This window comes from Ruegeria sp. HKCCA5839, assembly GCF_013035585.1.
Taxonomy (GTDB): Bacteria; Pseudomonadota; Alphaproteobacteria; order Rhodobacterales; family Rhodobacteraceae; genus Ruegeria.
On record NZ_WQIE01000002.1, the window covers coordinates 203311 to 228570 of the forward strand.

Below are 25260 nucleotides of genomic sequence, written 5' to 3' on the forward strand. Positions count from 1 at the left end.
TGTTAGCCCTTCGGCAGCAAAACCGGTCCCCGGTCTGCAAAGGCCATTTTGACATCAGCGCCCGGTTGCAACGGGTCATCCACGTCGTCCTGCACGGCAAACACCTGTCCGAATGCGCCGGTCAGCGTGTATTCCATGCGCACGCCGACATAGGTAGCCTTGGAGACTTTTGCCGGGATGCCGGTTTCGTATCCGATCAGGATGCGGGACGGACGCACCGCCAGCGTTGCCGGACCCACGGGCAAATCGCGAGAGTGCAAGCTGTGGCGGTGTCCTTCGATGTCGATTGTCGCCTGATCGCCATCGACTTCGACGATTTTGCACTCGATCAGGTTTGCTTCACCGATGAAGTCGGCCACGAAGCGGTCGATTGGTGCGTCATAGAGTTGCCGTGGTGTGCCGATCTGGGCGATGGCGGCGTTACGCATGACGACGATCTCGTCCGACACGGCAAGCGCTTCCTCCTGATCGTGGGTTACATAGACAACCGTCAGTCCGAGGTCCCGCTGAATGGAGCGAATGTCTTCGCGCACCTGTCGACGCAGTTTGGCATCGAGGTTCGACAGGGGTTCGTCAAAGAGCAGCACCTGCGGTTCCAGCACCAGCGCGCGGGCGACTGCAACACGTTGTTGCTGGCCTCCTGACAGTTCGCTAGGCAAACGGTTGTCGAAGCCCTTGAGGCCCACCAGTTCCAACCCTTTGAGCGCGCGCGATCTAGCCTCGCTCTTATCAAAGCCGGAGAATGTCAAACCGTACATCACGTTTTCTAGCACGCTCATATGTGGGAACAGGGCGTAAGACTGAAACACCATAGACACATCGCGATCGGTCGCGGGCAGCTTGGTCACGTCGCGATCGCCAATCACTATCCGGCCCGAGCTGGCCATCTCCAGACCGGCAATCATGCGCAGCGTCGTTGTTTTGCCGCAGCCCGATGGCCCCAGCAGCGTCACCAGTTTACCTGCTTCCACATGCAGGTCGATGTTGTCGACGGCCACGACATCTTTGCCAAATACTTTTGACACTCCTTCGAACCGAACCGGCGCGGCTTTACTAGCAATGTTGGTATCCGTCATGTCGTTCGTTCCGCTCCGATCTGGGTGCGCCGTCCGATCTGCACGCGGCCCACGGTGAATTGCAAAAGCCCTACAGCTGCCAGCATCACGAAGATCAGCGTGGTGGAATAGGCGATGGCAAGGCCGTAGTCATTGTTCTCGACGCGCCCGATGATGTAGCTGGTCGCCATGTCGTATTCGGCCGATACCAGAAAAATGACTGCCGAGATCGCGGTCATCGCGCGGACAAAACTGTAAACGAGTGCCGCTAGGATGGCGGGCTTAAGCAGGGGCAGGATCACGCGTCGGAACGTCTGCCACGAGTTTGCACCCAGCGTCAGCGAGGATTCATCAAGCGAACTGTCCAGTTGCGACATGGATGCAATGCCCGCACGCACGCCGACGGGCATGTTGCGGAAAATGAAGCTGATCACGAGGATCACACCAGTGCCTGTGATTTCGATCGGGGGAACGTTGAAAGCCAGGATGTAGCTGACCCCGATGACGGTACCGGGAATGGCGAAGGACAGCATCGTTCCGAATTCGAAGGCGTTCTTTCCGGCGAAATTTTGGCGCGTGAGCAAGTAGGCGGTCACCAGTCCTACAGCTGCCGTCAGCGGAGCCGCTATGGCCGCAATGCTGATGGTGGTCCAGAAACTGTCCCATGCGGCACCCGTCCAGCGGATGCCTTCCTCTTCAAAGCGCACTGAGAAGGCGGTGACATAGTGTTTGAAGGTGAGCGTGTTGTTGACGCCCCAAAGCTCAACGACGCTGCCGTAAATGATCATGCCGTACACAACCGCTGTAAACAGCGCCCAGATGGACGCGATGGCCAACACGGGTATTGCCAGCCCATTGGGCATCAGCGGATGCACGCCAGCGTCCCCCTTGCCGGAAACGGTGGTGTAGCTTTTCTTACCGAGCCAGGCGCGCTGCGCGTAAAAGGCAGACAGCGTGAAGAAGAGCAGTACCATGGCCAGCACGGCGGCCCGACCCTGATCATATTGCGCGCCGACGATGGCAAAGAAAATCTCGGTCGACAGAACGTCAAAATTACCGCCTAGAACAAGCGGGTTGCCGAAGTCGGCCATGCTTTCGATGAAGCCTAGCAGAAAGGCATTCGCCAGACCGGGCCTCATCAGGGGCAGCGACACCGTTTGGAAGGTTTGCCACCTATTGGCGCGCAGCGTTTGGGCGGCTTCCTCCATCGACGGCGACACGCCTTCGACGACACCAATCAGCACCAGAAATGCGATGGGGGTGAAGGCCAGCGTCTGGGCGATCAGGACACCCGGCATTCCATAGAGCCACCGCGACGGTTGCACGCCAAAAAGATCAGCGAAAAAGACTGTGACCGACCCGGATAAACCGAAGAGTAGGATCAAGGCCAGCCCGATTACGAAGGGGGGCGTGATGATTGGCAAAACCGTCAGCGCGCGCATCCCACGCTTGAACCGAAACCCTGACCTGGTGACCACAAGTGCAAAACAAAGTCCAAGAACCGTGGTGATCAGGCCGACGAGAATGGCCAAAAAGAGGGAGTTCCACGCGGCGCCGCATTTAGCACCCCAAAAACACCCCAATCCCCAGAGACGGTAATCAAAAAATTTTGAGGCAAAAACAGATACCGAATAGGCGCCGTCTTCGGTCATAAAGGCCGAAAACAGCATGTTGGCAATTGGAAAGAACACGAAGGCGGTGACGATTGTAATGACGCCGCCGATGGCGCTGACGACAAACACATCGCCGTTGACTGCACCGCGCGCCGCGATGCCCTGCGTGAGCAGGAACAGGAAAGCCGACGCACAGAGCATCGCTCCATACCCCATGCCGAACTGTCGGATTTTCGGCTCACCAAAGAGGGCCTTGAGCCAGTCGAAGTTGAAGCCGCGAATGCCGATCCCGAAGCCTTGCGCAATCAGCCAGCCAAAGCCCAGTGCACCGGCAAGAATCAGGATCTTAGCGTAGATCGGATCAGATTTAGGTTTCCCCAGCACCAGAATTGGCAATGCCAGCGGGATCAGCAAGGGTGCAAGCCAGAGCTTTTCACCCCGCCCGATCAGAAATAGAGCGGGCGCAAAATCTTCGTCAAACGGATAGCCGTTAAAGAGCCATTCAAATGACCAAAGGCCATCCTCAACCATGTACCATGGCAGCAGGACGTAGCCGGCCCAACCGACAATGATCCAGAAGATCAACACCGGGTGGGTCCTGGTTTTCGCTTTGTCAGTCACCTACTGCGGCAGCACCGAAACGTCTTCGTCCCACTTTTGCAGCAGACGCTTACGCTCATCAGAGGAGCCGTACTTTTTGAAGTCGTAGTCGATCAGCTTGATCTGGCTCATATCCGGGGCGCTTTCAGATGTTTGCGCACCCTTGTTGGACGGGACCTGGAAGGCATTGACTTCAAGTGCGAGGTTCTGGGCTTCGGCACTCAGCGCCCAGTCGTAGAACTTTTTGGCTTCTTCTTCGTTGCGAGCGCCTTCAATGATCGACATCGAACCGATCTCATAACCAGTGCCTTCGCACGGGGCGACAACCTTTACAGGGAAGCCTGACACCGCCTGCTTGACGGCGTCATGCATGAAGACAATGCCGATCGTGTTCTCGCCACGACCCGCGGCCTTGATGGGCGCCGAACCAGATTTGGTGTACTGATTTATGTTGGCGTGAAGGCCTTTCATGAACTCAAAGCCCTCGTCCTCGCCAAAGATCTGCACCATCGACGCCAGCGTCGTGTAGGCAGTTCCGGACGAATTCGGGTTCGCCATCTGAACGTGCCCTTTATATTCCGGCTTGAGCAGGTCCTTCCAGCAAGCGGGTTCAGGCAGGTTGTTGGCCGCCAGGAGGTCAGAGTTGTAGCCATAGCCCAACGCACCCGAATAGATACCGATGGTCTTGTTGCCAGCACTTTCGGCCTGTGAAATTGCCCAGTCATGCAACTGGTCACGCATGGGCGAGACATATTCCATAGTTAAACCTTCTTCGGCCGCTTGAAGGTGCGGGTCACCCGTGCCGCCCCACCAGACATCTCCTTTTGGGTTTGAGCTTTCCGCACGGATTTGCGCAAAGGTCTCGCCAGAGGATTTGCGAGTCATGTTCACGTCAATGCCGGTGGCGTCCTCGAAGCTGCGCGCCATAAGCTGGCACCAGTCTTCCTGCGCCGAACAGTAGAATGTCAGCTTGTCGGCTTGCGCAGCACCCATGGAAGCGGCGAATGCGATCAGTGAGCCAGCAAGTGTGTTGGTCAATTTCTTCAAAGTCTTTCCTCCCATAACTATCCAGCTTTCGGCTTTGAGCCGGGAACTGTCATGTCACCTGTGAGGGCGGCCACGCTTAATTGTGGCATCTTCTGATTTAACCGGTCTCGGTACGGCTTTTCCTCTTTGTGACTATGTAAGTCTGACCACTCTAACACTTGTTTCGCAAGGATTTTTGCATAGCGACAAAATCAGTGCGATCCAAACGGAGCACCTTTGCAAGCATTATTCAAAGGAAGATCGCAAGCTCATCCATAGCCTTCGAATGCGCGGAGCTTGATACTTGCGCCAATTGGCGAATGTGTTCTGGGCAATCAGATTGTCTAGCGGTCATACAGATTTTGCAGCGAGTGTTTAAAGCTAGCTTCCGATTTTGACCACACTTGTGATGTGTGGGTTCACGCAGTGAGTGCGTTCTCATCGCCCTGCATGACCGAGGAAACTTACCTTAGGAACGTCAACAATGGGCTCGAAGCCGTCTTCCAAGCATTTTTGATTAACGTCAGCTTTCGGGTCGTTTGCAGCCGCTGACTCCCTGCGATTTGGGTGGCAAGGTTACGCATTTTGCGGATGGGTCACACCTTTCTGATTCAAGTCACATAATATCAATGATTTAGCCCTGGCATGTGTCACGCCTTTATTGGCGGCGGCCACAGATTTTAGAGATCCGATCCCTCACGTTGTTCAACAGAAGCGGACCGAATTTCCTCGTGCCGCAGTGAGCAATTGAGGTTGATATGCCCAAGTTGACACAAGATCAGCTGGCGGAGCGGTGGCACATGTCGCCGCGGACGCTGGAGCAGTGGCGCTGGCTCGGAAACGGCCCCAGGTTTTTGAAGATCGGCGCGCGCGTTTTATACGATGAAGGCGTGATCGAAGCCTTTGAGGAGGCGCAGGTCTGCCAGAATACATGCGGACCGATTTCCGGGGAGGGTGTGTAGTGGCAAAGTCCTTCCCCTCACACAAAGTCAAATCGCACCTTGTCTACACAGTCTGGGAGGTGGCGGACGTTTTGGGCTGTCATCGCCAGACCGTCATTCGCTGGATTGGGAACAACGGACTTGCGGCTGATACCAGCAGCAAGCCTTGGTTGATCGAAGGACATGTGCTCAAGGACTTCCTCGGACAAAGACAACGCAAGGCGCGATGCAAGTTGAGCATAGTGCGTTCTGAGGCCTGGGTTGCAGGCAATACAGGCTGATGGCGACGCCGAGATTGTTTCGGAAAAATTAGTTGGTTGGTTGGCCGGGTGTCGTCCAACCAACCAACTAATTTTCGCTAAAAGTATGAAACGGGTGGGTTTGCCTGTAATGCCTGTAATCCCACGGCTACGCGGCATGGAAGGTTGACCACGCCATACTCCCGTTCTCCGCAATGCGTTTCAGGATGCCCGTGAGTTTGCGGGTTGGATGCGGAGCAAATGATCAAAAATCAGTTTGGTCCTACAAACAACCGCTTGGGAACTAGAAAGAAAATTAGCTCGCCTGTCGCAGAGTCATTAGAATTCTGCAACGTCTGGGCCGGAAAACGCCGTAACCAAATGGCGAGACAGAGGAGCCAACACCGCCATTTAAACTGTTGTGCAAGCCGCCTTGCCCAAGCTTGGGCGTAGTCGACCCGGATGCTATGATCCAAGAAAACAGACAGAAATAGACTTCATGCTCCGAACTAAAGCTCTGCGCTCCATTATTGATACCGCTCCAATCTATAAAATGTCTCTTGGCAAGTCGGCCGCGTATGAAGAAGAGGCGCTGGAGCGAGGCGCCCTTCTATTTCAGACAGAAGCTCGTCTTTACGATGCAGTTTTAACTGGCGACCAACCACAAATCGCTGCTGCTGGTGCGCTCGTAAAGTCCGAGAACTACCCAGATGCAGGAGCCCCGCCGAGTGCGTGGGGGATTTGGGCGGCGAACATCCGCACTTTCTTGGACCTAGAACCAGACTCTTTGGTCCTCCATTGGGAAGCCAAACGGGATCAGCTTTATTGGGGGGTGATCGATCAACATCCGATCGAATACTTGCGCGACGAAGAGTCAGTGCAAGGCCAAGCCGGCTACTTCTTTGAGCGCAAGCTGAAGGACGGGTGGCAGTCGACTTCGATCCACGAAGTCCCATTGAGCAATATCCATCCCAAAGCGAGAAACTTGGCCATCAACATGGCAACCATAAACCTGGTTCAAACCGATGCAGATTTCTTCCGAGCACTGCTTTGCGACGAGCCATTGGACGAGTGGACAGATCGTCAGGACTGGAAGGAGGCAGCCCAAAAGTCAGGCTGGCATCCCAAACCGGTAGCTCACCTCAAAAAGCTATACCGAGAGAAAATTGTTACCCCTACTGTTCGCAAAGTAGCCGATGACTTCGAAGAAGAGGTCAAGCGCATGGCAGGCACGGCGATGAAAACGGTCCAGTATGCCAACGGCCAAACAGTATTGGCCACCGTAAAAGAGAAAAACACAGACTTAACTCGGGACGAACTTGAAGAAGAAATTGGGAAGTTGTTTGTGAGCCAACGTCACAGATGCGCTCTTACTCACTACGACTTTCGCAAGAAGACTGAGAACAAGCACCTTTTACCAAGCCTAGATCGTATTGACTCCTCGCTAGGTTACATCAGCGGAAATCTTCAGATCGTCACTCGCGCGGCTAACTTCTATAAATCAGCTAGTGACGAAGAAGACTGGATCGAGAAAGCCAGCGCTTTAGAAAAAATGGCTATTGCCATCCAAAGGCATCGGCGAGAACGGGATTCATCGGCCAGCGTGTAGAAATTCGCAGCGGACAATCCTTTCGTTCTCTGTCTATGAGAAGCCACTAAATTTCACTATTTGGCCCAGCGGTGAGACTACACCCCTTAGCACTTCAAGCCGGCCGATTGTCAGTGAGTTGTTGAGAAAATAACTTTGTGTCTGTTAACGTAGTCGCTCAGCCGCCGGAAGTTAATGACTGGCCACCCGTGCTGGCTGTTTGCACCAGATATCTAGAGTCTTCTCCCTGTCAGCGACATCTCTCTCATTCGATTCAAACTTTCTCTAACTGAGAAGCGCATTCCAGATAGCGGCAAAACCCATTGGCAAGTTGCATCTGTCTTGGGGTTTTGCACTCGGCTTCGAAAACATCGGGTGAGGCGATCAGGATCGCAATGCATTGGGCGCGGGAGATGGCGACGTTGAAGCGGTTGGCGCTGTAGAGAAACTCCATGCCGCGCGGAGCATCAGCATGGCTTGATGTTGCCATGGAGTAGATGGCGATGGGGGCTTCCTGTCCTTGGAATTTATCCACGGTTCCGACTCGCGCGTTCGGTAGCCGCTGCTGTATCTCAAACACTTGGGCGTTGTACGGCGTTATGATGACAATGTCGTCCAAGGTGAGCCTTATGAAGTTCACCATGAAATTGCATTGCACGGCTTGTGCGAAAAATCAGGCGAACACATCGTCTGCGGGCTACATGTTCCTGCGAATTTAGTCGTCATAACCCGCGATGAAAACCGAAGGCTTGGCGCCACAGTAAGTGAAGACTGCATTTTTCGTTTCGACTATGATCCATTCGCTCTGCCGGAAGATGATGGCAACGCGAAATGTCCATTTTGATCGTTCGTAGCCATGCAATGTCGCAGAAAGTTTGCAGAACCTTGCACTAGAACAAAAAGGCCGTCGCGTCGGTCGGCCTTCATCATATTGATCTCTTTGGAGAAACAGTGGTGAGCCGTGCAGGATTCGAACCTGCGACCCACTGATTAAAAGTCAGTTGCTCTACCAACTGAGCTAACGGCCCACTCTTGTTTGGATCTGTGCGATCCGTGGCGCTCTCTAAGGTATTTCCCTGTGCAGGTTCAAGACCCATTTTTGCGCCTCGTTTCGCCCAACTCATTGCTGTGTCAGGCGTCCCGATAGGCGGCCTAATTAGGCAGGTGGCGCGGGGGGGTCAACCCCTTTTTTCAGGAATCTGCGTGGCAGGGTGGATTCCGTTCTCGGGCAGGGTTATATGGCCGCCATGCAAGGAATTATGGAAAACAATTTGCCGTTCATGAAGATGCACGGGCTGGGCAACGACTTTGTTGTCGTTGATGCGCGCGCGCATCCGGTTGGCGTGACGCCTGCGCTGGCCAAGGGAATCGGACATCGGCAATTTGGCGTCGGGTTTGATCAGCTTGCTGTGATCGAACCCGGTGACGCGGACGCGCATCTGGTCTTTTTCAACGCCGATGGGTCAACCTCGGCGGCCTGCGGCAATGCCACGCGCTGCATCGCGCGCTTCCTGATGACTGAAAGTGGCAAATCCGAGCTGACGCTCACCACCGAACGGGGCACGCTCTATGCGCGCGACGCAGGTGATGGGCTTACAGCGGTCAATATGGGTGCGCCACAGCTGGACTGGCAGCAGATCCCGCTGGCCGAACAGATGGATACGCTAGAGCTACCGATCGAGGGCGCGCCGACCGCCACCGGCATGGGCAATCCGCATTGTACCTTCTTTGTCGAAGACGCCGAGGCGATTCCGCTGGCCGAATTTGGTGCGCGCTATGAACATCACCCGCTCTACCCCGAGCGCACCAATGTTCAGGTGGCGCAGATTATCGGGCCGGACCATATCCGTATGCGTGTTTGGGAACGCGGTGTGGGTATCACTCTGGCCTCCGGCTCGTCGTCCTGCGCGACGGCGGTTGCTGCCGCCCGACGCGGCCTGACAGGGCGGAATGTACGTATTGAACTGGATGGCGGCTCTATCTGGGTCGACTGGCGTGAGGATGGTGTCTGGATGACGGGCCCGACGCGCCATGTCTTCTCCGGCAGCCTGACGCCCGAGTTCCTGAGGTCGTTGGGATGAACGCGCCCAAATTCACCACCCTGGGCTGCCGCCTGAACGCGTATGAGACCGAGGCGATGAAAGAGCTGTCGCAGCAGGCCGGTCTGTCAAACGCTGTGGTGGTGAACACCTGCGCCGTGACCGCCGAAGCGGTCCGCAAAGCGCGGCAGGAGATTCGCAAGCTGCGCCGCGAAAACCCTGATGCACGCCTGATCGTGACCGGCTGCGCCGCCCAAACCGAACCCGAAACCTTTGCGGCCATGGTCGAGGTTGACGCGGTCATCGGCAACACCGAGAAGATGCAGCCAGACACCTGGACGGGCCTCGCCGCGGATTTCATCGGCGAAACCGAGGCCGTGCAGGTTGATGACATCATGTCCGTCACTGAAACCGCAGGCCATTTGATTGATGGGTTCGGCACCCGCTCGCGCGCTTATGTGCAGGTTCAAAACGGTTGTGACCATCGCTGCACCTTCTGCATAATCCCTTACGGTCGCGGTAATTCGCGCAGCGTCCCGGCGGGCGTTGTCGTGGATCAGATCAAACGACTGGTGGACAAGGGCTATAACGAGGTGGTTCTGACTGGCGTTGACCTGACCTCCTGGGGCTCAGACCTGCCCGCGCAGCCAAAGTTGGGCGATCTGGTGATGCGCATCCTGAAACTGGTGCCGGATCTGCCGCGCCTGCGCATCAGCTCGATTGACTCAATCGAAGTGGATGAGAACCTGATGCAGGCTATCGCAACCGAGCCGCGCCTGATGCCGCATCTGCACCTGTCGTTGCAGCATGGCGATGATCTGATCCTGAAACGGATGAAACGCCGTCACTTGCGCGATGATGCCATCCGCTTTACCGAAGAGGCCCGCAAACTGCGTCCCGAAATGACCTTTGGCGCGGACATCATCGCGGGCTTCCCAACCGAGTCCGAGGCGCATTTCGAAAACTCGCTGCGCCTGATCACTGACTGCAACCTGACCTGGCTGCATGTCTTCCCCTATTCGAAACGCGAGGGTACACCCGCCGCGCGGATCCCGCAGCAGGTGAATGGCAAAACTATCAAGTCCCGCGCCGCGCGCTTGCGCGCCGCTGGCACGGAACAGGTCGCCAAGCATCTCGCCGGTCAAATCGGTAAAACCCATCACATCCTGATGGAAAACCCCCATATGGGTCGAACGGAACAATTCACCGAAGTCAGTTTTGCAGAGCCCCAGCCCGAAGGACAGATCGTAACAACAAAGATCATCGGGCAGAACGAAACCCAACTGACTGCTTGATCGGCGCTTCATCGGGCCAACATATCCGGTGGGTGAGTTGGTCGCAGACCAAGAAGAGGGCCGAACCTCGGACCATTATAGAATAAGAAACCCCCGCAGCCTTCAGGTGCGGGGGTTTCGATTTCTCTGCTTCGGGTGACCCTAGTCCTTGCGGGCTTTGCCCTTATGCGGCGCCCAGATGCGCTTGTTGACCAGGTAGAGTAGTACCGACAGGACAGACAGGAAGATAACGCCGACAAAACCAGCATTCTTGCGATCCATCATCTTGGGCTCGGCCGCCCACATCAGGAAAGCCGCTACGTCTTCGGACATATGTTCGACCGAATTCGAGTGGCCGTCAGCAAACTCGACCTGTTCATCCGACAGCGGCGGCCCCATCGAGATCCAACCGCCCGGGAATGCGGTGTTCTCGTACAGGATCGTGCCTGCTTCTTCCTTTTCCTTGCCGGTGTAGCCATCCAGCAGCGATGCGATGTATTCCGCACCTCCCATGCCTTTGACCAACTGGTTGATACCCAGACCATAAGGCCCGTGGAACCCGGCACGCGCCTTGGCCATCAGACTCAGGTCGGGTGCGCCAACAGCAGTGTTCGCCGGGAAGTGGTCGGTTGGAATCGCCGGGCGGAAATCGTCCAGTTCGGGATCGAACACTTCGAAGTTGTCCGCTGCATAGACGATGACCTGCTCTTCGCTGTAACCTAGCGCTTCCAGATCGCGCAAAGGCACGTATTGCAGGCCGTGGCAAGCCGCGCAGACCTCGGTATAGATCTGAAGTCCGCGTTGCAGCTGGTTCTGATCCCAAGTGCCAAAGGGGCCTTCGAACGAGAAGTCGAAATCCTCGATATGCCCCTCGGCACCTGCCGCGAAAGAAGCAGCAGGTGAAAGAGCCAGAGCAAACGCGGCGCCGATTGCAAGTTTCTTGAACATGTTTCCGGTCCCTCTTCTTACTCGGCCGGCGTGGCTTCGGCATCAGCCTTGCCATAATGCGCGTTGAAGTCGTCTTCGATGGTCTCGGGCTGCGGCAGCGGTTTCTCGATCACGCCCAAGACGGGCAGGATTACGAAGAAATACGCGAACCAATAGGCCGATGCGATCAGCGAGAAGGTTGCATAAGGCTCTTCCGCGGGCATCGCACCCAGCCACATCAGGGCAAAGAAGTCGATGATCAGCAGATAGAACCACCATTTGAACATCGGACGATACTGACCCGAGCGCACATTCGAGGTGTCCAGCCAAGGCGCCAGCGCCATGGCCAGGATCGCACCGAACATCGCCAGAACTCCAAAGAACTTGGCGTCGATGATGCCACCGGTGATGAAGCTGGCGAATTGCACAACCCAAACCTCACCGGTAAAGGCGCGCAGGATCGCGTAGAAGGGCAGGAAGTACCATTCGGGTACGATATGCGCCGGTGTCACCAGCGGGTTGGCCTCGATATAGTTATCGGGGTGGCCCAGATAGTTCGGCATGAAGCCGACAATTGCCCAGAAGACAACCAGGATCACGGCCAGCGCGAACAGGTCTTTGATCACGAAATAGGGCCAGAACGGCAGGGTGTCTTTCTCGGCCTCGGCTTTCGATCCACGACGCACTTCAACACCTGTCGGGTTGTTGTTGCCAGTGGTGTGGAAGGCCCAGATATGCACGATCACCAGCGCCGCAATCACAAACGGCAGCAGGTAGTGCAGCGAGAAGAAGCGGTTCAGCGTGGCGTTGTCCACGGCGGGTCCGCCCAGCAGCCAGGTCTGGATCGCCTCACCCACAAACGGGATCGCGCCAAACAGGCCGGTGATCACGGTCGCACCCCAGAAGGACATCTGACCCCAAGGCAGAACGTAACCCATAAAGGCCGTGCCCATCATCATCAGGTAAATCAGCATCCCGATGATCCAGGTGATCTCACGCGGGGCTTTGTAGGAGCCGTAGTAAAGGCCGCGGAAGATGTGGATATACACCGCGACAAAGAACAGCGACGCGCCGTTCTGGTGCAGGTAGCGCAGCATATAGCCGCCATTCACGTTGCGCATGATGTGTTCGACACTGGCAAAGGCCAGATCAACATGCGGCGTATAGTGCATCACCAGCACGATACCGGTGACAATTTGCAACGCCAGGCAGAACGCCAGAACGATGCCCCAGATCCACCACCAGTTCAGGTTCTTGGGGGTGGGGATCATGATGGTATCGTAAATCAGGCCGACGATGGGCAAACGGCTGTTCAGCCACTTTTCGCCACCTGTTTTCGGCTCGTAATGATCGTGGGGAATTCCGGACATCAGTTGGGTCTCCCTTAGCCGAGTTTGATAGTGGTGTTGTCGACCCATTCCGCAGGCGGAACAGGCAGGTTCTCGGGCGCGGGGCCTTTGCGGATCCGGCCCGCCAGGTCATAGTGCGACCCGTGGCAGGGGCAGAACCAGCCGCCGAAATCTCCGGCATCACCCAAGGGCACACAGCCCAGATGCGTGCACACGCCCATCTGAACGATCCAAGCTCCGGGCGCTTCCCCTTCGGGCGACGGCATGACGCGATTGGCGTCGGTCGCAGGAGCATCGGCGTTCAGGTTGAAGTTCCGGGCCAGAGGGTCCGGCAGATCACCAACAGCCTCTTCATCCTGCTTTTGCGCCTCGGCAATCTCGGCACCGGTGCGGTGACGGATAAACACGGGCTTGCCCAGCCACTTAACGGTCAACTGTGTGCCCGGCTCAACCCCGCTCACGTCGGTGCGGATCGAGGACAGAGCCTGAACATCTGCCGACGGGTTCATCTGGTTGATCAGGGGCCATACGGCTGCACCGGCAGTCACGACACCTGCACCGCCAGCGACGTAATACAGGAAATCTCTGCGGGTGCCTTCGTGGTCTTCTGCGTGGGACACGAGGTTTTCTCCGATTGTCTGGCGCCCGCGAACGGGCAAATAGCTCGCGCACCGCACAAAGGCGGTGTCTTAAACGCGCTGTCTATCGACGCAAATAGATTTCGTCCAGCGGTCATAAACGCGCAATACGCCGCATCTGTGTAATTTGTCACCATGCGGCGGTGTTTTTTGGTGTTTCGCCCCCACATCTTTTGGTTCATCGACGAATCGAGCGCAGTTGATTCGGCGATGGACTGCAGGTTTGCAGAGATCTTGAAGGGTTGACCGATCAGCGCGGCGGAACTGTTGCCATCATGCTGGGGCGCTGGCTGATTGTTTCATACCAAGCTGCCAAGGCATCATTTCCGTTCCGCCATCCTCGCGCCTCGTGTCGCAGGTCCAGATACCCTAGCGCACAGGCAACCGCGATGTGACCCATGTCAAATGGCCCCGACAGATGCGCCATCCACCGCTGATTCAAGACAGCACAAGCCCGGTCGATCTTAACCCATTGCGATTCGACCCAGGGCTCCCATTTCTTGTCATCGGGGCGCAGCCGATCTTCATAGGTCATCAGCAGGGCTGCATCCAAGATACCATCCGCCAATGCTTCAAGCGTCAAAACATCCCAGCGGTGCGCGCCCTCGGGATAGAACTGCCCGCCAGCCCGCGCGTCCAGAAACGCGCAGATCACCCGACTGTCGAACAAGGTGGGGCCATCCGGGCGCTCGAGCGCCGGAACCTTGGTCAAAGGAGCCTTGCCCAGCAAAGGTGCCGCGGGTGTAATCGGTGTACCGGCCACCGTTTCCAACGCAACATCCTCAAGCTGGTTGGTTTCATGTAGCAAAACCATGACCTTGCGCACATAGGGCGAGGTGTGGCTGTGATAGAGTTTCATCGGCGCTCTCCTTGATACACGCGACCTTACAAGAGCGGTGTGGAAACGAAACCCGTCAATTTTCGCCTTCCTTCACCGCCTGCATCAGGTTTTGCAGCTCTGATAGTTCAGAGCCAAACCCATGGGCACCAATCTGATCCGCTGCCCGCAGGCGCACTTCATCGGGTTTGTTCTGGTTCAGCTTCCATGTGCCTTGAATATCGTCAACCCGGAACCGGCAGGGCACGATCATCCGCATCATGCGAGCCAGCGCTTCCTCGTTCATCTTTGCGGTCACCCAAGGCGGTTTCGGGCGCAGGCGATCCTCATAGAAGGCCGATTGCCGATCCAGAACGTCCCGCAGCTCTTCCGTTGGCCGCCGTTCCAAGACGCCGGTCAAATGCACGGCGACATAGTTCCAGGTGGGCACCTGATCGACGACCCCGTACCAATCGGGCGAGACATAGCTGTTTGGCCCTGACACCGCGATTCGCGCTGTCAAAGGCTGTTTCAGCGCGCCAACGATCGGATTGGACCGCACCAGATGCAGATCGGCCCAAGTGCCATCCTCAGCAAGTAGAAATGGCACGTGGCTCAACAACGGCGCCACCTCGGTCGACAGCGCCAATACGCCAAACCCCCGTGTCCGGGCAAAGGCAATATTGCGCGCGTCTGTCTCTTTGCGAAAGGCAGGGTTCGGGTGCATGGCAATCCTCCTGCCAAATGCTCTTGCAGAACCGCGCGCGCCTTGGCAAGGTCGCGACGTTCTCAGGGCGGGGTGAAATTCCCCACCGGCGGTATGCGGGCCATGACCCGCCAGCCCGCGAGCGGCCCCAGACCGGGGTGTCAGCAGATCTGGTGAGAGGCCAGAGCCGACGGTGAAAGTCCGGATGAAAGAGAACGCGCAAACGGGCCGGTGATGCGGCGCGTCTGCTCGTGATCGCCTTGGGTGACGTGTCGCCAAACTCAGGAGGTCCACATGACACACACCCGCTTCGCCTTCATCAAAGCCAATTGGCATTCCGACATCGTTGACTGCGCGCTGGAGGGGTTCCAGGAACTCATCCCATCAGATCAGGTCGATGTCTTTGATGTCCCTGGCGCGTTTGAAATGCCGCTGCTGGCCCGCGATCTGGCCCAAACCGGCCAATACGGTGCCATCGCCTGCGCCGCCTTTGTGGTGGACGGCGGCATCTATCGCCACGATTTTGTCGCCCAGGCCGTGGTCGATGGCCTGATGCGCGCGGGCCTGGATACCGGCATTCCGGTCCTGTCGGTCTCACTGACGCCCCACCAGTATCAAGAAACCGATCATCACAACGCCATCTACCGCGACCATTTTGTGCAAAAAGGGCGCGAGGCCGCCCAAGCCGCACTCAGCATCACAAAAACCCGGCAGGCCCTGAAAGCAGCCTGATCTCTTCTTCTGTTTGCAAATACCTCGGGGGTGAATTGAGCTGCAAGCTCAAGAGGGGGCTGGCCCCCTCCCCCCCTTCTCACCGGAATCTGCTTGAGGCCAAAGGCGCGCACCGGTAATCACAGCGCGCAAAGGAGCACTGCCTCATGTCGATGAACAGCTTTGGACATCTTTTCCGCGTCACCACCTGGGGTGAAAGCCACGGTCCTGCTTTGGGGGCCACCGTCGATGGATGTCCGCCGGGCGTGGAGATCGATGAGGCTATGATCCAGCATTGGCTGGACAAGCGCAAACCGGGGCAGAACAAGTTCACCACCCAGCGGCGTGAGCCCGATCAGGTGAAAATCCTGTCAGGGGTGTTCGAAGGCCAGACCACCGGCACTCCGGTGCAGCTGATGATCGAAAACACCGACCAGCGCTCCAAGGACTACGGGGAAATCATGGACAAGTTCCGCCCCGGCCATGCCGATATCACCTATTGGCAGAAATACGGCGTTCGCGATTATCGCGGGGGCGGGCGCAGCTCTGCCCGTGAAACCGCGTCACGCGTCGCTGCCGGAGGGTTGGCACGCGAGGCGATCAAGCAGATCGCACCCAATGTGCAGATCACCGGCTATATGGTCCAGATGGGTCCGCGCCGCATCGATCGTTCGAATTTCGACTGGTCTCAGATCGAACAGAACCCGTTCTGGACGCCTGATGCGACAGCCGCCGAGGACTGGGCCACCTATCTCGACGAGCTGCGCAAATCCGGCAACTCGGTCGGCGCGGTGATCGAAGTGGTGGCGCGCGGAGTTCCCGCCGGGCTGGGCGCGCCGATTTACGCCAAGTTAGACACTGATCTGGCCGCCGCGATGATGTCAATCAACGCTGTGAAAGGCGTCGAAATCGGCGAGGGTATGGCCGCCGCCGAACTGACCGGTGAGGCCAATGCAGATGAGATCTTCATGGGTCAAGACGGCCCGCAATACAGCTCGAACCACGCGGGTGGCATTCTGGGCGGCATCTCGACCGGTCAGGACATCGTGGTGCGCTTTGCGGTCAAGCCGACGTCATCTATTCTGACCACCCGCAAGACGATCACCAAATCCGGCGAAGAGACCGAGATCATCACCAAAGGTCGCCACGACCCCTGCGTCGGCATCCGGGCTGTACCAGTGGGTGAGGCGATGATGGCCTGCGTGATCCTGGACCATTTACTGCTGCATCGTGGTCAGATTGGCGAGAACCGTGGTCAGATTGGCTGATCTTCACTCGCGTTTGCGCGCAATCGTTGCGCAGCGGATGCAAACGGACCCCGCCCATGATCTGGCCCATCTGGACCGGGTCTGGACCAATGCACAGGCGATTGCGGAGGATCGGGCCGATCTGCTGGTGTTATTGTCAGCATGCTATTTGCACGACCTGATAAACCTGCCCAAAAACGATCCCGACCGGCATCTTGCCTCGCGCCAATCCGCGCAAGTCTCAGAGCCTATTCTGAGGGATTTGGGCTTGGACGATCACCGGATTCGCGCCGTCCAGCATGCGATCGAGGCGCATAGCTTTTCCGCAAATATTCCACCGCGCTCGACCGAGGCGCGTATCCTGCGTGATGCAGATCGGCTGGACGCGCTGGGCGCCATTGGCATTGCCCGGTGTTTCGCTGTGTCCGGGGCTTTGGGCCGTGCGCTTTATGATCAGGATGACCCTTTTGCCCAGGAGCGCGCGTTGGACGATTTGAGCTTTGCCATTGATCACTGGAAGGTCAAACTGCTCAACCTTCCCGATGACATGCTGACCGAAGGTGGACGCGATCTGGCGCGCAAGCGGGTGGCCCAGATGCGCGGCTTTTTGGAGGTGCTGGCCCAAGAGGTCGGACACCCTCTACCAGACAATTGGAAAACCGGCTGATTGGTACAATCCCGTCGTTGATCTTTCCGCAGCAAAGGCGCAGGGTCGCGCTCAATGGCACAATCCTTAACATCGCATCGACCCATGCTTGCCGTGGGGCTGAAACTGGCCGCTTTGCTTTTGTTCACGGCGATGTCTGCCCTGGTCAAAGCGCTGTCCGACGAGTTTCCAGCCGGTGAGCTGGTCTTTTTCCGCTCTCTTTTCGCCATTCCTGTGATCATCGCCTGGCTGATCTGGCGCGGCGAGTTGGTGCAGGGCTTTGTGGTCAAGAAACCTATGGGCCATTTTTGGCGCGGCGTGCTGGGAACCAGCGCGATGGGGTTGACCTTTACCGGCCTGAGCCTGCTTCCGCTGCCGGAAGTTACCGCTATTGGCTATGCCACTCCGATCTTTACGCTGATTCTTGCAGCCGTGATCCTGGGTGAACGCATTCGCATGATCCGCATCGGGGCTGTTGCACTTGGTCTGTTGGGTGTTCTGATCATGATCTGGCCCCGGTTGGGCAGCACCCAGATGGAGGCTGCGGCAACCATCGGCGCGCTTTGTGTTCTGACCGCGACCGTTGCGCGGGCCTTTGTGCAGATCCATATCCGGCAATTGGTCAAGGTCGACCACCCCGCCGCGATCGTCTTCTACTTCTCGATGACCGCCAGTCTTCTGGCCAGCCTGACCGCCTTTTGGGGCTGGGTCATGCCGACACCAGAACAGGCTCTGATATTGGTCACAATGGGCTTGATCGGCGGAGTGGCGCAAATTCTGGTCACCTCATCCTATCGGTTTGGTCAGGCCTCGATGCTGGCCCCTTATGACTATGCAACGATGCTGTTTGCGATTTTCATCGGCTATGTCTGGTTCGACGAATTGCCGACAATGGCCATCCTATTGGGGGCGGCGCTGGTGATTGCGGGCAACATCGTGGTCGTCTGGCGTGAACACCAGCTGGGGCTTGAACGTGGCAAGGCGCGTTCTTTGACCGATCACAAACCGTGACTTTACCTTTCGCCAACTTCACCTAGGTTGGCCCGAACAGAGAATGAGGGTTCCCGATGAGCGACGCGCAGGATCACAAGGAAAAGATGCAGAAGGTGCAGGCCAAGCACCGCAAGAAAGTGTCCGAGGCCGTGGATCCGGGTCGAGGGCTGGTGCTGGTCAATACCGGCAAGGGCAAGGGCAAATCCTCGGCGGCCTTCGGGGTTGTGGTCCGGGCATTGGGCTGGGGTCAGAAAGTTGCCGTGGTGCAGTTCATCAAGGGAAAATGGAAAACCGGTGAGCGCCGCTTTTTCCAAGAGCGTGATCTGGTCACCTGGCACACGATGGGTGAAGGGTTCACCTGGGACACACAGGACCGCGACCGTGATATCGCCGCCGCCACAGCCGCCTTTGGCAAGGCTTGCGATCTGATGGCCAGCGGTGAGTATGATTTGGTGTTGCTGGATGAGATCAACATTGCGCTGCGATACGAATACCTTTCGGTCGAGGATGTCATAAAGGGGCTTGAGGCACGTTCGGAGAAGACCAGCGTGGTGCTGACGGGCCGGGATGCGCCGCAGGCCTTGCGCGACTATGCGGATCTGGTCACCGAAATGACCGAAGAGAAACACCCTTTTCAAGCCGGGATTAAAGCGCAGCGCGGTCTGGACTATTAAACGGAAAATGCCCCGGGCCGTCCGGGGCATTCCATGTGATGTTCTGTTTTGGCTTATGCGCGGCCTTGCGGATCCAGCGTTACTGACCAAAGCTCGGTATCGGCGCGGTCCATCAGACGCACGGTCATCTGCTGTGTCGCTCCGTCGATATCGACCAGACCAAAGAATTGCAGCCCCTCGCTGGGTGGCAGGTTCACGCCCTGACCCTCTTCCGGCGCTTTGACGAACATGACCTCGGGCCCAAAGGTGCCATCCAGGCTGTTGGGACCGAAAGTACCAGCGTGCAGCGGGCCTGAGACGAACTCCCAGAACGGTTCAAAATCCTGAAATTGGGCCTTGTTAGGGTCATAGTAGTGCGCGGCGGTATAGTGAACATCTGCCGTGAACCAAACCGTGTTGGTCACGCCGGCGGTCTTGATGAAGCGCAGCAGATCCGCGATCTCAAGCTCGCGCCCTTTGGCCGGGCCGCTATCACCATTCGAGATCGCCTCGGCCCCGGCTTGCTCCTTCCAGTTGTCCCAGACGATCAGGCCAATAGGCATGTCAGAGGCGATCACTTTCCAGGTGGCCTGCGACGATGCCAGTTCCTGCTTGAGCCATGCCAGTTGCTCGGCACCCAGAATGCGCGATTGATCGGTGATCTCATCCTCCATCGCCGGGCCGTTCGGGCCACGATAGCTGCGCAGGTCTAGGAAGAAGACATCCAGCATCGGCCCGTACGAAATCTTACGATACACGCGACCGGGTTCAGCCGGGGTGATCCGCAACGGGGTCATCTCGTGGAACGCACGACCGGCACGGGCTTGCAGCACGTGAACGGATTTTTCGCTATAGCGGTCATCCGAGATCAGATCTTTGGCGTCCGACCAGTTGTTGACGACCTCATGGTCATCCCATTGGAAGAAGGTCGGGCAGACAGCGTTCATGGCGCGGACATGGTCGTCCATCATGTTGTATTTCCACTGCGCGCGGAATTCGTCCAGCGTTTCGGCCACTTTGCGCTTTTCATCGATCAGGGTTGTGTTCTTCCAGATCACCTGCCCGTCTTTTTCCACCTCATCCTGCATTGGACCGTCGGCATAGATCGTGTCACCCGAATGGATGAAGAAATCCGGGCGGTGCTGCGCCATGGTGGCATAGGTGCGCATCCCATCGTCGTCGATGCCCCAGCCCTGACCGGCGGTGTCGCCCGACCAGGCAAAGCGGATATTGCGGCGCGAGGTGGGGGCAGTACGGAATTGACCCACAATAGGCTCTGATACGGTGTTGATATCGCTCAGGTCAGCGGCCACGAAACGGTAGAAGATGTCCTGATCCGAAGGCAGTCCGTCGATCAGCCGCTTGACGGCAAAATCGCTGTTGGGGATGGCGTCCATCGGTGGCAATTGGCGCGCGTCCGCAAAACTTTCGGTGGTTGAGACTTCCATCATCACACGGGCAGGGCGGTCTGTGCGGGTCCAGATCATACCCGAAGATGTATCTACGTCGCCCGACTGGACACCATGAGTGAAGACCGGACGCGATGCGGCGCGGCTGATGGCGGGCAGGGCCAGAGACGCAGCAAATGCTGTGCTTCCGGCCAGAAAGCTCCGGCGTGAGGGGCGAATGAGTTTGGTCATGAGGGCTCTCCTGGGTTGGGACCTTGGTGCAGGTCACGCGGTTGGCGAGCGGAAAAGAGCCGCCATTTGTAAAACATTGGGCTCAGTTTCGTGAAAGTATCACAATGATCTTATGACAGTTGTGGATAACGCGTCCAGCGGTCTGCGCTGTCGGCACGACAAGATACGCGTTGCCCAGAATCAAAAACCCCCGCCGAAGCGGGGGCTGGTAAGGTTACGACCGAACCAGTTTTTCGTAATCTTCCGCGATCTCGCGGGTCAGGTCGCCGACCTCGAAGGTATACTCCCCAATCTGGCCCACAGGGGTGACCTCGGCCGCGGTGCCGGTCAACCAGCATTGCTCGAAATCGGCCATTTCTTCGGGTTTGATCCGGCGTTCATGTACGGTGATGCCTTTGTCTTTCAGCATCTGGATCACGGTCTGGCGGGTGATGCCGTTCAGAAAACAATCGGCCAAGGGGGTGTGAACCTCGCCGTCTTTCACGAAAAAGACGTTGGCCCCGGTTGCTTCGGCCACGTAACCGCGCCAATCCATGAACAACGCGTCCGAGCAGCCTTTGGCCTCGGCCTTGTGCTTTGAGATGGTGCAGATCATGTAAAGCCCGGCTGCTTTGGCGTGAACCGGAATGGTCTCAGGGCTGGGCCGCTTCCATTCCGCGATATCCAGCTTGGCCCCTTCGAATTTGGCGTCGCCGTAATAGGCGCCCCAGGGCCAAACGGCGATCGCCATCCGTACCGGGTTTTTGGCCGACGCCACCCCCATATCTTCACCCGAACCGCGCCAAACCAGGGCACGCACATAGGCGTCCTGCAAACCGCTGGCTTTCAAAGCTTCTTCTTTTGCGGCTTCGATCTGGTCCACCGTGTAAGGCATCGGCATATCCAGTGCCTCGGCCGAAGCAATCAGGCGCTCGGAATGCTCGCGGCTTTTGAAGATCTTGCCGTTATAGGCGCGCTCTCCTTCGAACACGGAAGAGGCATAGTGCATTGCGTGGGTCAGGATATGCACATTGGCGTCGCGCCAGGGTACCAGCTTGCCATCCAACCAGATGGTTCCGTCACGATCGTCATATCCCGCCATGCTATCCTCCTGAACCGGCACGTTTTCCGATTGTTGCGTCATTTAGGTCCGTTTCGGACATAATGTTGCTCAAAAACTGCGATTCGATACCGCTGCGCCCTTGGAATGTCAATATCACTGACATAAGCTGAGGCGCAAAACCTACGAGGCAAACCATGTCTGATACCCGGCCCTCATCAGCCTTTGGCGGTGAAAGCCTTTTGTTTCTGACGGATGAGCAGCTGCGTCAGGGCATTGAGGCGATGTTCTTCGCATATCGCGGCTTTACCGCCGATCCCGATCGCATTCTGACCGAGATGGCCTACGGCCGCGCCCACCACCGGGCAATCCATTTCATCAACCGCGCGCCGGGCACAACGGTGAACAATCTGTTGGCGATTTTGGGTGTGACAAAGCAATCCTTGAACCGGGTCCTGCGCAGTCTGATCGATGATGGTTTGGTCGAAAGCCGGGTCGGAACAGTGGACAAACGCGAACGCCACCTATTTCTAACAGAACAAGGAAAGGCGTTGGAGGCGAAATTGTCAGATGCGCAACGTGCGAGAATGCGGGCAGCCTATAAGGATGCAGGCCCGGATGCGGTGGCGGGCTTTCGCAAAGTGCTTGAAGCGATGATGGATGCTGATATGCGTCATGCCTACACGAAATTGCGGGATACGACTTCATGAGCGAACAGGACGCCCATCTGCTGATCATTGACGATGATGAGCGGATCCGAGACCTCCTCAAGAAATTTCTGGTGCGCAGCGGGTTTCTGGTGACGTCAGCGCGGGATGCCGCACATGCGCGGCGGGTCTTGTCGGGGCTGGATTTTGATCTGATTGTTCTGGACGTCATGATGCCTGGCGAAGACGGAGTCAGCCTGACGCGGTCTTTGCGGGAAACAAATGCCACACCGATCCTGTTGCTGACCGCCAAAGGCGAGACCGAGCATCGGATTGCGGGGCTTGAGGCCGGTGCGGATGATTATCTGGCGAAGCCGTTTGAGCCTAAGGAGTTGTTGCTGCGGATCAATGCGATCCTTCGGCGTATGCCGGAAGCACCCGCGCAAGAGGCCATTGCAAAGATCCTGAACCTGGGCCCGATCCGTTACGACATCGAACGGGGCGAGATGTGGCAGGGCGAAGACCCGGTGCGTCTGACGGCAACGGAAAGCCAGTTGATGAAGATCTTCTCGGCCCAGCCGGGTGAGGCGATCAGCCGTGCGAAACTGGTCGAGGATCTGGGCCGCGACAAAGGGCAGGCGCAGGAACGGGCGGTGGATGTGCAAATCACCCGATTGCGCCGCAAGATCGAGCAGGACCCGAAACAGCCCCGTTATTTGCAGACCGTTCGTGGCGCGGGCTATATGCTGGCGCCGGATTGAGTGTGCCGCTGTGCGGCGATTTTTGCCTTCGGCGAGGATATTTTTAGCCAGATGAAGATGGGATCCCGATGACCACAGCGCTTTTGACCCATGCCGATTGCCTGAACCATGTCACGCCCGAGGGTCACCCCGAGCGAGTGGCACGGTTGGAGCACGTGCTGCATGCGCTGGAGGGGTTGGAGCTGAAGCGGGTCACAGCGCCGATGGCGGCGGATGATGATTTGCTGAGGGTGCATCCCGAAAGCCATATTCGCGATATACAATCAACGCGCCCAACCGAGGGCTATGCCCAGATTGACGGCGATACGTTCATGTCTCCCGGCTCGCTGGATGCGGCCTATCGCGCGGCAGGGGCGGCGGTTCGTGCGGTTGATCTGGTTCTGGGCGGCGAGGCGACGAATGCGTTTTGTGCCATTCGCCCGCCGGGGCACCATGCGGAATCCGAGACGCCCATGGGGTTTTGTCTGTTTGGCAATGCGGCTTTGGCGGCGAAGCACGCGTTGGATCATCACGGGTTGAACCGTGTAGCGGTGGTGGATTTCGATGTGCATCACGGCAATGGCACGCAGGATCTGCTGTGGGATGAGCGGCGCGCTTTGGTGATCACCAGCCAGCAGATGCCGCTGTGGCCCGGATCGGGCCGGCCCGATGAGACCGGTGCCTTTGAAACTGTTTTGAACATCCCTTTGGCCCCCGGAACAGGTGGTGGTGAGATGCGTGCTGCCTATGAGGCGCAGGCCTTTCCCCGTTTGCGAGCGTTCAAGCCTGAATTGATCATAATCTCGGCGGGTTTTGACGCGCATCAGGATGATCCTTTGGCCAATCTGAACTGGTCCACCGGTGATTTTGCCTGGATCACAGCCCAGCTGTGCAAGATCGCCAATGAGCTGTGTCAGGGACGTATCGTCTCGACTCTGGAAGGCGGGTATGATCTGAACGCATTGGCCGAAGCGACACGCGCCCATGTGGAAGAACTGATGAAGGCAGCAAGATGACCGAGACCCCCGTTGATCAGATGACGTTTGAACAAGCGATGAAAGAGCTTGAGGCCGTTGTGGGCCAGTTGGAGCGCGGCGACGTGGCACTGGATCAGTCGATTGCCCTTTATGAACGTGGGGCGGCGCTGAAGAAACGCTGCGAGGATGAGTTGAAGCGCGCCGAGGAGAAAGTGGCCGCGATCACTCTGGACGCGGATGGTCAGCCCACCGGGACAACGCCTGTCGAAGGTCAGTAAATGTTTCGTGAAATTCTGGCGCAGGATGCCGCGCGTATTCAGGCCCAGTTCGATCTGGTTCTGGGTGCGCTGGACGATATCGATGTGACACGTGCGATGGGGTATGCCACGCAAGGCGGCAAACGGTTGCGCGGGTTTCTGGTGTTGGAAAGCGCGCGTTTGCATGATGTTGATGCCACGCGTGCGATCTGGCCTGCGACCGGGATCGAAGCCTTGCACGCCTATTCCTTGGTGCATGACGATCTGCCTTGCATGGACGATGATGACCTGCGCCGTGGGCGCCCCACGGTGCACGTCAAATGGAATGACGGTATTGCTGTGCTGGCAGGGGACGCGCTGCAAACCTTGGCGTTTGAGGTTTGCACACGACCAGAGGTCGGAGGTGCTGAAATTCGCGCTGAATTGGCTCTAACACTGGCGAAAGCCAGCGGTGCGCAGGGGATGGTTCTGGGGCAGGCATTGGATATCGCGGCCGAGACTGCGGCAGAGCCTTTGACTTTGGACCAGATCACTCGCTTGCAAGCGGGCAAAACCGGAGCGCTGATCGAATGGTCGGCCTGTGCGGGTGCGCGCTTGGCCCAGAGTGATCCGGCCCCCTTGCGCCAATATGCCCAGGCGCTTGGCCTTGCTTTTCAAATCGCTGATGACATCTTGGATGTAGAAGGAGATGCCGAAAAGGCAGGAAAGCGGCTGCAAAAAGATGCCGACGCGGGCAAGGCAACCTTTGTTTCGCTATTGGGTCTGGATGAGGCCAAGTCTCGCGCTGCCGAGCTTGTCGATCAGGCCTGTGCCGCGCTGGACAGCTATGGCCCCAAGGCAGAAACCTTGAAGCAGGCTGCCCGCTTCGTTATTGCCCGGGACAGCTAAGCCAGGAATG

26 protein-coding genes, 1 tRNA gene and 1 riboswitch are annotated in these 25260 nt (G+C 57.5%); of the genes, 15 read left to right on the forward strand and 12 right to left on the reverse strand.

Going from position 1 to position 25260, the window contains the following annotated elements; genetic code table 11:
- Positions 1 to 2 precede the first annotated feature (2 nt).
- Genes GOV38_RS06580 through GOV38_RS06590 form a run of 3 tightly spaced genes read right to left on the reverse strand, consistent with a single transcriptional unit; the run spans position 3 to position 4330 of the window.
- Positions 3 to 1076, reverse strand: a complete 1074-nt coding sequence (locus tag GOV38_RS06580; RefSeq protein ID WP_171208532.1) for an ABC transporter ATP-binding protein — start codon at positions 1074 to 1076, stop codon at positions 3 to 5.
- Positions 1073 to 3256 (reverse strand): iron ABC transporter permease, encoded by a 2184-nt coding sequence (locus GOV38_RS06585; protein WP_171208533.1) that lies wholly within the window; start codon positions 3254 to 3256, stop codon positions 1073 to 1075. Before GOV38_RS06585 ends, GOV38_RS06580 begins: the two co-directional genes overlap by 4 nt.
- A gap of 33 nt (positions 3257 to 3289) precedes the next feature.
- Positions 3290 to 4330: an extracellular solute-binding protein gene (locus GOV38_RS06590; RefSeq protein ID WP_371415275.1), complete on the reverse strand. Its 1041-nt coding sequence runs from the start codon at positions 4328 to 4330 to the stop codon at positions 3290 to 3292.
- Between the two features lie 722 nt (positions 4331 to 5052).
- Between GOV38_RS06590 and GOV38_RS06595 the strand changes: the two genes are divergently transcribed.
- From GOV38_RS06595 to GOV38_RS06605, 3 genes are all read left to right on the forward strand, one after another.
- Complete coding sequence (locus tag GOV38_RS06595) at positions 5053 to 5256, forward strand: DNA-binding protein (protein WP_171208534.1); 204 nt, start codon at positions 5053 to 5055, stop codon at positions 5254 to 5256.
- Complete coding sequence (locus tag GOV38_RS22545; protein WP_371808509.1) at positions 5226 to 5516, forward strand: helix-turn-helix domain-containing protein; 291 nt, start codon at positions 5226 to 5228, stop codon at positions 5514 to 5516. The genes GOV38_RS06595 and GOV38_RS22545 overlap by 31 nt, the downstream gene beginning before the upstream one ends.
- A 457-nt stretch (positions 5517 to 5973) precedes the next feature.
- Complete coding sequence (locus GOV38_RS06605) at positions 5974 to 7083, forward strand: hypothetical protein (protein ID WP_171208536.1); 1110 nt, start codon at positions 5974 to 5976, stop codon at positions 7081 to 7083.
- A 253-nt stretch (positions 7084 to 7336) separates the two neighbouring features.
- Here the strand turns inward: GOV38_RS06605 and GOV38_RS06610 are convergent, their stop codons facing one another.
- Both GOV38_RS06610 and GOV38_RS06615 read right to left on the reverse strand, forming a co-directional pair.
- Complete coding sequence (locus GOV38_RS06610) at positions 7337 to 7681, reverse strand: AAA domain-containing protein (RefSeq protein WP_254430506.1); 345 nt, start codon at positions 7679 to 7681, stop codon at positions 7337 to 7339.
- Positions 7682 to 8014: 333 nt separating this feature from the next.
- Positions 8015 to 8090: transfer RNA gene (locus tag GOV38_RS06615), tRNA-Lys, on the reverse strand.
- A gap of 210 nt (positions 8091 to 8300) precedes the next feature.
- On the opposite strand from GOV38_RS06615, the gene dapF reads away from it, so the two are divergent.
- Complete coding sequence (gene dapF, locus GOV38_RS06620; protein ID WP_171208746.1) at positions 8301 to 9143, forward strand: diaminopimelate epimerase; 843 nt, start codon at positions 8301 to 8303, stop codon at positions 9141 to 9143.
- Entirely contained in the window at positions 9140 to 10396 is a 1257-nt protein-coding gene (gene mtaB, locus GOV38_RS06625) for a tRNA (N(6)-L-threonylcarbamoyladenosine(37)-C(2))-methylthiotransferase MtaB (protein ID WP_171208537.1), read from the forward strand. The genes dapF and mtaB overlap by 4 nt, the downstream gene beginning before the upstream one ends.
- Positions 10397 to 10537: 141 nt before the next feature.
- Here the strand turns inward: mtaB and GOV38_RS06630 are convergent, their stop codons facing one another.
- The 5 genes from GOV38_RS06630 to GOV38_RS06650 all read right to left on the reverse strand — a co-directional run bounded on the left by GOV38_RS06630 (position 10538) and on the right by GOV38_RS06650 (position 14833).
- Positions 10538 to 11323: a cytochrome c1 gene (locus tag GOV38_RS06630; protein ID WP_171097615.1), complete on the reverse strand. Its 786-nt coding sequence runs from the start codon at positions 11321 to 11323 to the stop codon at positions 10538 to 10540.
- 17 nt (positions 11324 to 11340) lie between these two features.
- The gene (petB, locus tag GOV38_RS06635) at positions 11341 to 12672 is read right to left on the reverse strand and encodes a cytochrome b (RefSeq protein ID WP_171132445.1); all 1332 of its coding nucleotides are present in this window, start codon (positions 12670 to 12672) and stop codon (positions 11341 to 11343) included.
- 14 nt (positions 12673 to 12686) lie between these two features.
- A complete protein-coding gene (petA, locus tag GOV38_RS06640) occupies positions 12687 to 13271 on the reverse strand; it encodes a ubiquinol-cytochrome c reductase iron-sulfur subunit (RefSeq protein WP_171097619.1) in 585 nt (194 codons plus the stop codon).
- 268 nt (positions 13272 to 13539) lie between these two features.
- A complete protein-coding gene (locus GOV38_RS06645; RefSeq protein WP_171208538.1) occupies positions 13540 to 14148 on the reverse strand; it encodes a glutathione S-transferase in 609 nt (202 codons plus the stop codon).
- Positions 14149 to 14203: 55 nt separating this feature from the next.
- Entirely contained in the window at positions 14204 to 14833 is a 630-nt protein-coding gene (locus GOV38_RS06650; protein WP_171208539.1) for an FMN-binding negative transcriptional regulator, read from the reverse strand.
- Positions 14834 to 14887: 54 nt separating this feature from the next.
- Positions 14888 to 15033: riboswitch (FMN riboswitch) on the forward strand.
- Between the two features lie 43 nt (positions 15034 to 15076).
- Between GOV38_RS06650 and GOV38_RS06655 the strand changes: the two genes are divergently transcribed.
- From GOV38_RS06655 to cobO, 5 genes are all read left to right on the forward strand, one after another.
- A complete protein-coding gene (locus GOV38_RS06655; protein ID WP_371808510.1) occupies positions 15077 to 15544 on the forward strand; it encodes a 6,7-dimethyl-8-ribityllumazine synthase in 468 nt (155 codons plus the stop codon).
- 146 nt (positions 15545 to 15690) lie between these two features.
- Positions 15691 to 16791, forward strand: coding sequence for a chorismate synthase (aroC, locus tag GOV38_RS06660; RefSeq protein WP_171208541.1), 1101 nt, complete (start codon positions 15691 to 15693; stop codon positions 16789 to 16791).
- The gene (locus GOV38_RS06665; protein ID WP_371808511.1) at positions 16775 to 17437 is read left to right on the forward strand and encodes an HD domain-containing protein; all 663 of its coding nucleotides are present in this window, start codon (positions 16775 to 16777) and stop codon (positions 17435 to 17437) included. The genes aroC and GOV38_RS06665 overlap by 17 nt, the downstream gene beginning before the upstream one ends.
- Before the next feature lie 54 nt (positions 17438 to 17491).
- Complete coding sequence (locus GOV38_RS06670; RefSeq protein WP_171208542.1) at positions 17492 to 18427, forward strand: DMT family transporter; 936 nt, start codon at positions 17492 to 17494, stop codon at positions 18425 to 18427.
- 56 nt (positions 18428 to 18483) lie between these two features.
- The gene (cobO, locus tag GOV38_RS06675) at positions 18484 to 19083 is read left to right on the forward strand and encodes a cob(I)yrinic acid a,c-diamide adenosyltransferase (RefSeq protein ID WP_171208543.1); all 600 of its coding nucleotides are present in this window, start codon (positions 18484 to 18486) and stop codon (positions 19081 to 19083) included.
- Between the two features lie 53 nt (positions 19084 to 19136).
- Here cobO and GOV38_RS06680 read toward each other — a convergent pair whose 3' ends face one another.
- A complete protein-coding gene (locus tag GOV38_RS06680; RefSeq protein WP_171208544.1) occupies positions 19137 to 20702 on the reverse strand; it encodes an alkaline phosphatase in 1566 nt (521 codons plus the stop codon).
- Positions 20703 to 20916: 214 nt separating this feature from the next.
- Positions 20917 to 21783: a branched-chain amino acid aminotransferase gene (locus GOV38_RS06685; RefSeq protein WP_171098140.1), complete on the reverse strand. Its 867-nt coding sequence runs from the start codon at positions 21781 to 21783 to the stop codon at positions 20917 to 20919.
- A gap of 155 nt (positions 21784 to 21938) precedes the next feature.
- Between GOV38_RS06685 and GOV38_RS06690 the strand changes: the two genes are divergently transcribed.
- The 5 genes from GOV38_RS06690 (at position 21939) to GOV38_RS06710 (ending at position 25250) form a co-directional block, all read left to right on the forward strand.
- Positions 21939 to 22451, forward strand: a complete 513-nt coding sequence (locus GOV38_RS06690) for a MarR family winged helix-turn-helix transcriptional regulator (protein WP_171097637.1) — start codon at positions 21939 to 21941, stop codon at positions 22449 to 22451.
- A complete protein-coding gene (locus GOV38_RS06695) occupies positions 22448 to 23149 on the forward strand; it encodes a response regulator (protein WP_171097639.1) in 702 nt (233 codons plus the stop codon). The genes GOV38_RS06690 and GOV38_RS06695 overlap by 4 nt, the downstream gene beginning before the upstream one ends.
- A 68-nt stretch (positions 23150 to 23217) precedes the next feature.
- Positions 23218 to 24144, forward strand: a complete 927-nt coding sequence (locus GOV38_RS06700; RefSeq protein WP_171208545.1) for a histone deacetylase family protein — start codon at positions 23218 to 23220, stop codon at positions 24142 to 24144.
- Positions 24141 to 24383 carry an exodeoxyribonuclease VII small subunit gene (locus tag GOV38_RS06705; RefSeq protein ID WP_171097642.1) on the forward strand — a complete coding sequence of 81 codons (243 nt, stop codon included), beginning with the start codon at positions 24141 to 24143 and terminating at the stop codon, positions 24381 to 24383. Before GOV38_RS06700 ends, GOV38_RS06705 begins: the two co-directional genes overlap by 4 nt.
- Positions 24384 to 25250: a polyprenyl synthetase family protein gene (locus tag GOV38_RS06710; RefSeq protein ID WP_171208546.1), complete on the forward strand. Its 867-nt coding sequence runs from the start codon at positions 24384 to 24386 to the stop codon at positions 25248 to 25250.
- The last annotated feature ends 10 nt before the right edge of the window (positions 25251 to 25260 follow it).

Bases quoted from the DNA above. Each gene is read 5' to 3' on its own strand.
- GOV38_RS06580 (WP_171208532.1), bottom strand. From the start codon at position 1,076: ATGACGGATACCAACATTGCTAGTAAAGCCGCGCCGGTTCGGTTCGAA.
- GOV38_RS06590 (WP_371415275.1), bottom strand. From the start codon at position 4,330: ATGGGAGGAAAGACTTTGAAGAAATTGACCAACACACTTGCTGGCTCA.
- GOV38_RS06595 (WP_171208534.1), top strand. From the start codon at position 5,053: ATGCCCAAGTTGACACAAGATCAGCTGGCGGAGCGGTGGCACATGTCG.
- GOV38_RS22545 (WP_371808509.1), top strand. From the start codon at position 5,226: ATGCGGACCGATTTCCGGGGAGGGTGTGTAGTGGCAAAGTCCTTCCCC.
- GOV38_RS06605 (WP_171208536.1), top strand. From the start codon at position 5,974: ATGCTCCGAACTAAAGCTCTGCGCTCCATTATTGATACCGCTCCAATC.
- dapF (WP_171208746.1), top strand. From the start codon at position 8,301: ATGGCCGCCATGCAAGGAATTATGGAAAACAATTTGCCGTTCATGAAG.
- mtaB (WP_171208537.1), top strand. From the start codon at position 9,140: ATGAACGCGCCCAAATTCACCACCCTGGGCTGCCGCCTGAACGCGTAT.
- GOV38_RS06630 (WP_171097615.1), bottom strand. From the start codon at position 11,323: ATGTTCAAGAAACTTGCAATCGGCGCCGCGTTTGCTCTGGCTCTTTCA.
- petB (WP_171132445.1), bottom strand. From the start codon at position 12,672: ATGTCCGGAATTCCCCACGATCATTACGAGCCGAAAACAGGTGGCGAA.
- GOV38_RS06645 (WP_171208538.1), bottom strand. From the start codon at position 14,148: ATGAAACTCTATCACAGCCACACCTCGCCCTATGTGCGCAAGGTCATG.
- GOV38_RS06650 (WP_171208539.1), bottom strand. From the start codon at position 14,833: ATGCACCCGAACCCTGCCTTTCGCAAAGAGACAGACGCGCGCAATATT.
- aroC (WP_171208541.1), top strand. From the start codon at position 15,691: ATGTCGATGAACAGCTTTGGACATCTTTTCCGCGTCACCACCTGGGGT.
- GOV38_RS06670 (WP_171208542.1), top strand. From the start codon at position 17,492: ATGGCACAATCCTTAACATCGCATCGACCCATGCTTGCCGTGGGGCTG.
- cobO (WP_171208543.1), top strand. From the start codon at position 18,484: ATGAGCGACGCGCAGGATCACAAGGAAAAGATGCAGAAGGTGCAGGCC.
- GOV38_RS06680 (WP_171208544.1), bottom strand. From the start codon at position 20,702: ATGACCAAACTCATTCGCCCCTCACGCCGGAGCTTTCTGGCCGGAAGC.
- GOV38_RS06685 (WP_171098140.1), bottom strand. From the start codon at position 21,783: ATGGCGGGATATGACGATCGTGACGGAACCATCTGGTTGGATGGCAAG.
- GOV38_RS06690 (WP_171097637.1), top strand. From the start codon at position 21,939: ATGTCTGATACCCGGCCCTCATCAGCCTTTGGCGGTGAAAGCCTTTTG.
- GOV38_RS06695 (WP_171097639.1), top strand. From the start codon at position 22,448: ATGAGCGAACAGGACGCCCATCTGCTGATCATTGACGATGATGAGCGG.
- GOV38_RS06700 (WP_171208545.1), top strand. From the start codon at position 23,218: ATGACCACAGCGCTTTTGACCCATGCCGATTGCCTGAACCATGTCACG.
- GOV38_RS06705 (WP_171097642.1), top strand. From the start codon at position 24,141: ATGACCGAGACCCCCGTTGATCAGATGACGTTTGAACAAGCGATGAAA.
- GOV38_RS06710 (WP_171208546.1), top strand. From the start codon at position 24,384: ATGTTTCGTGAAATTCTGGCGCAGGATGCCGCGCGTATTCAGGCCCAG.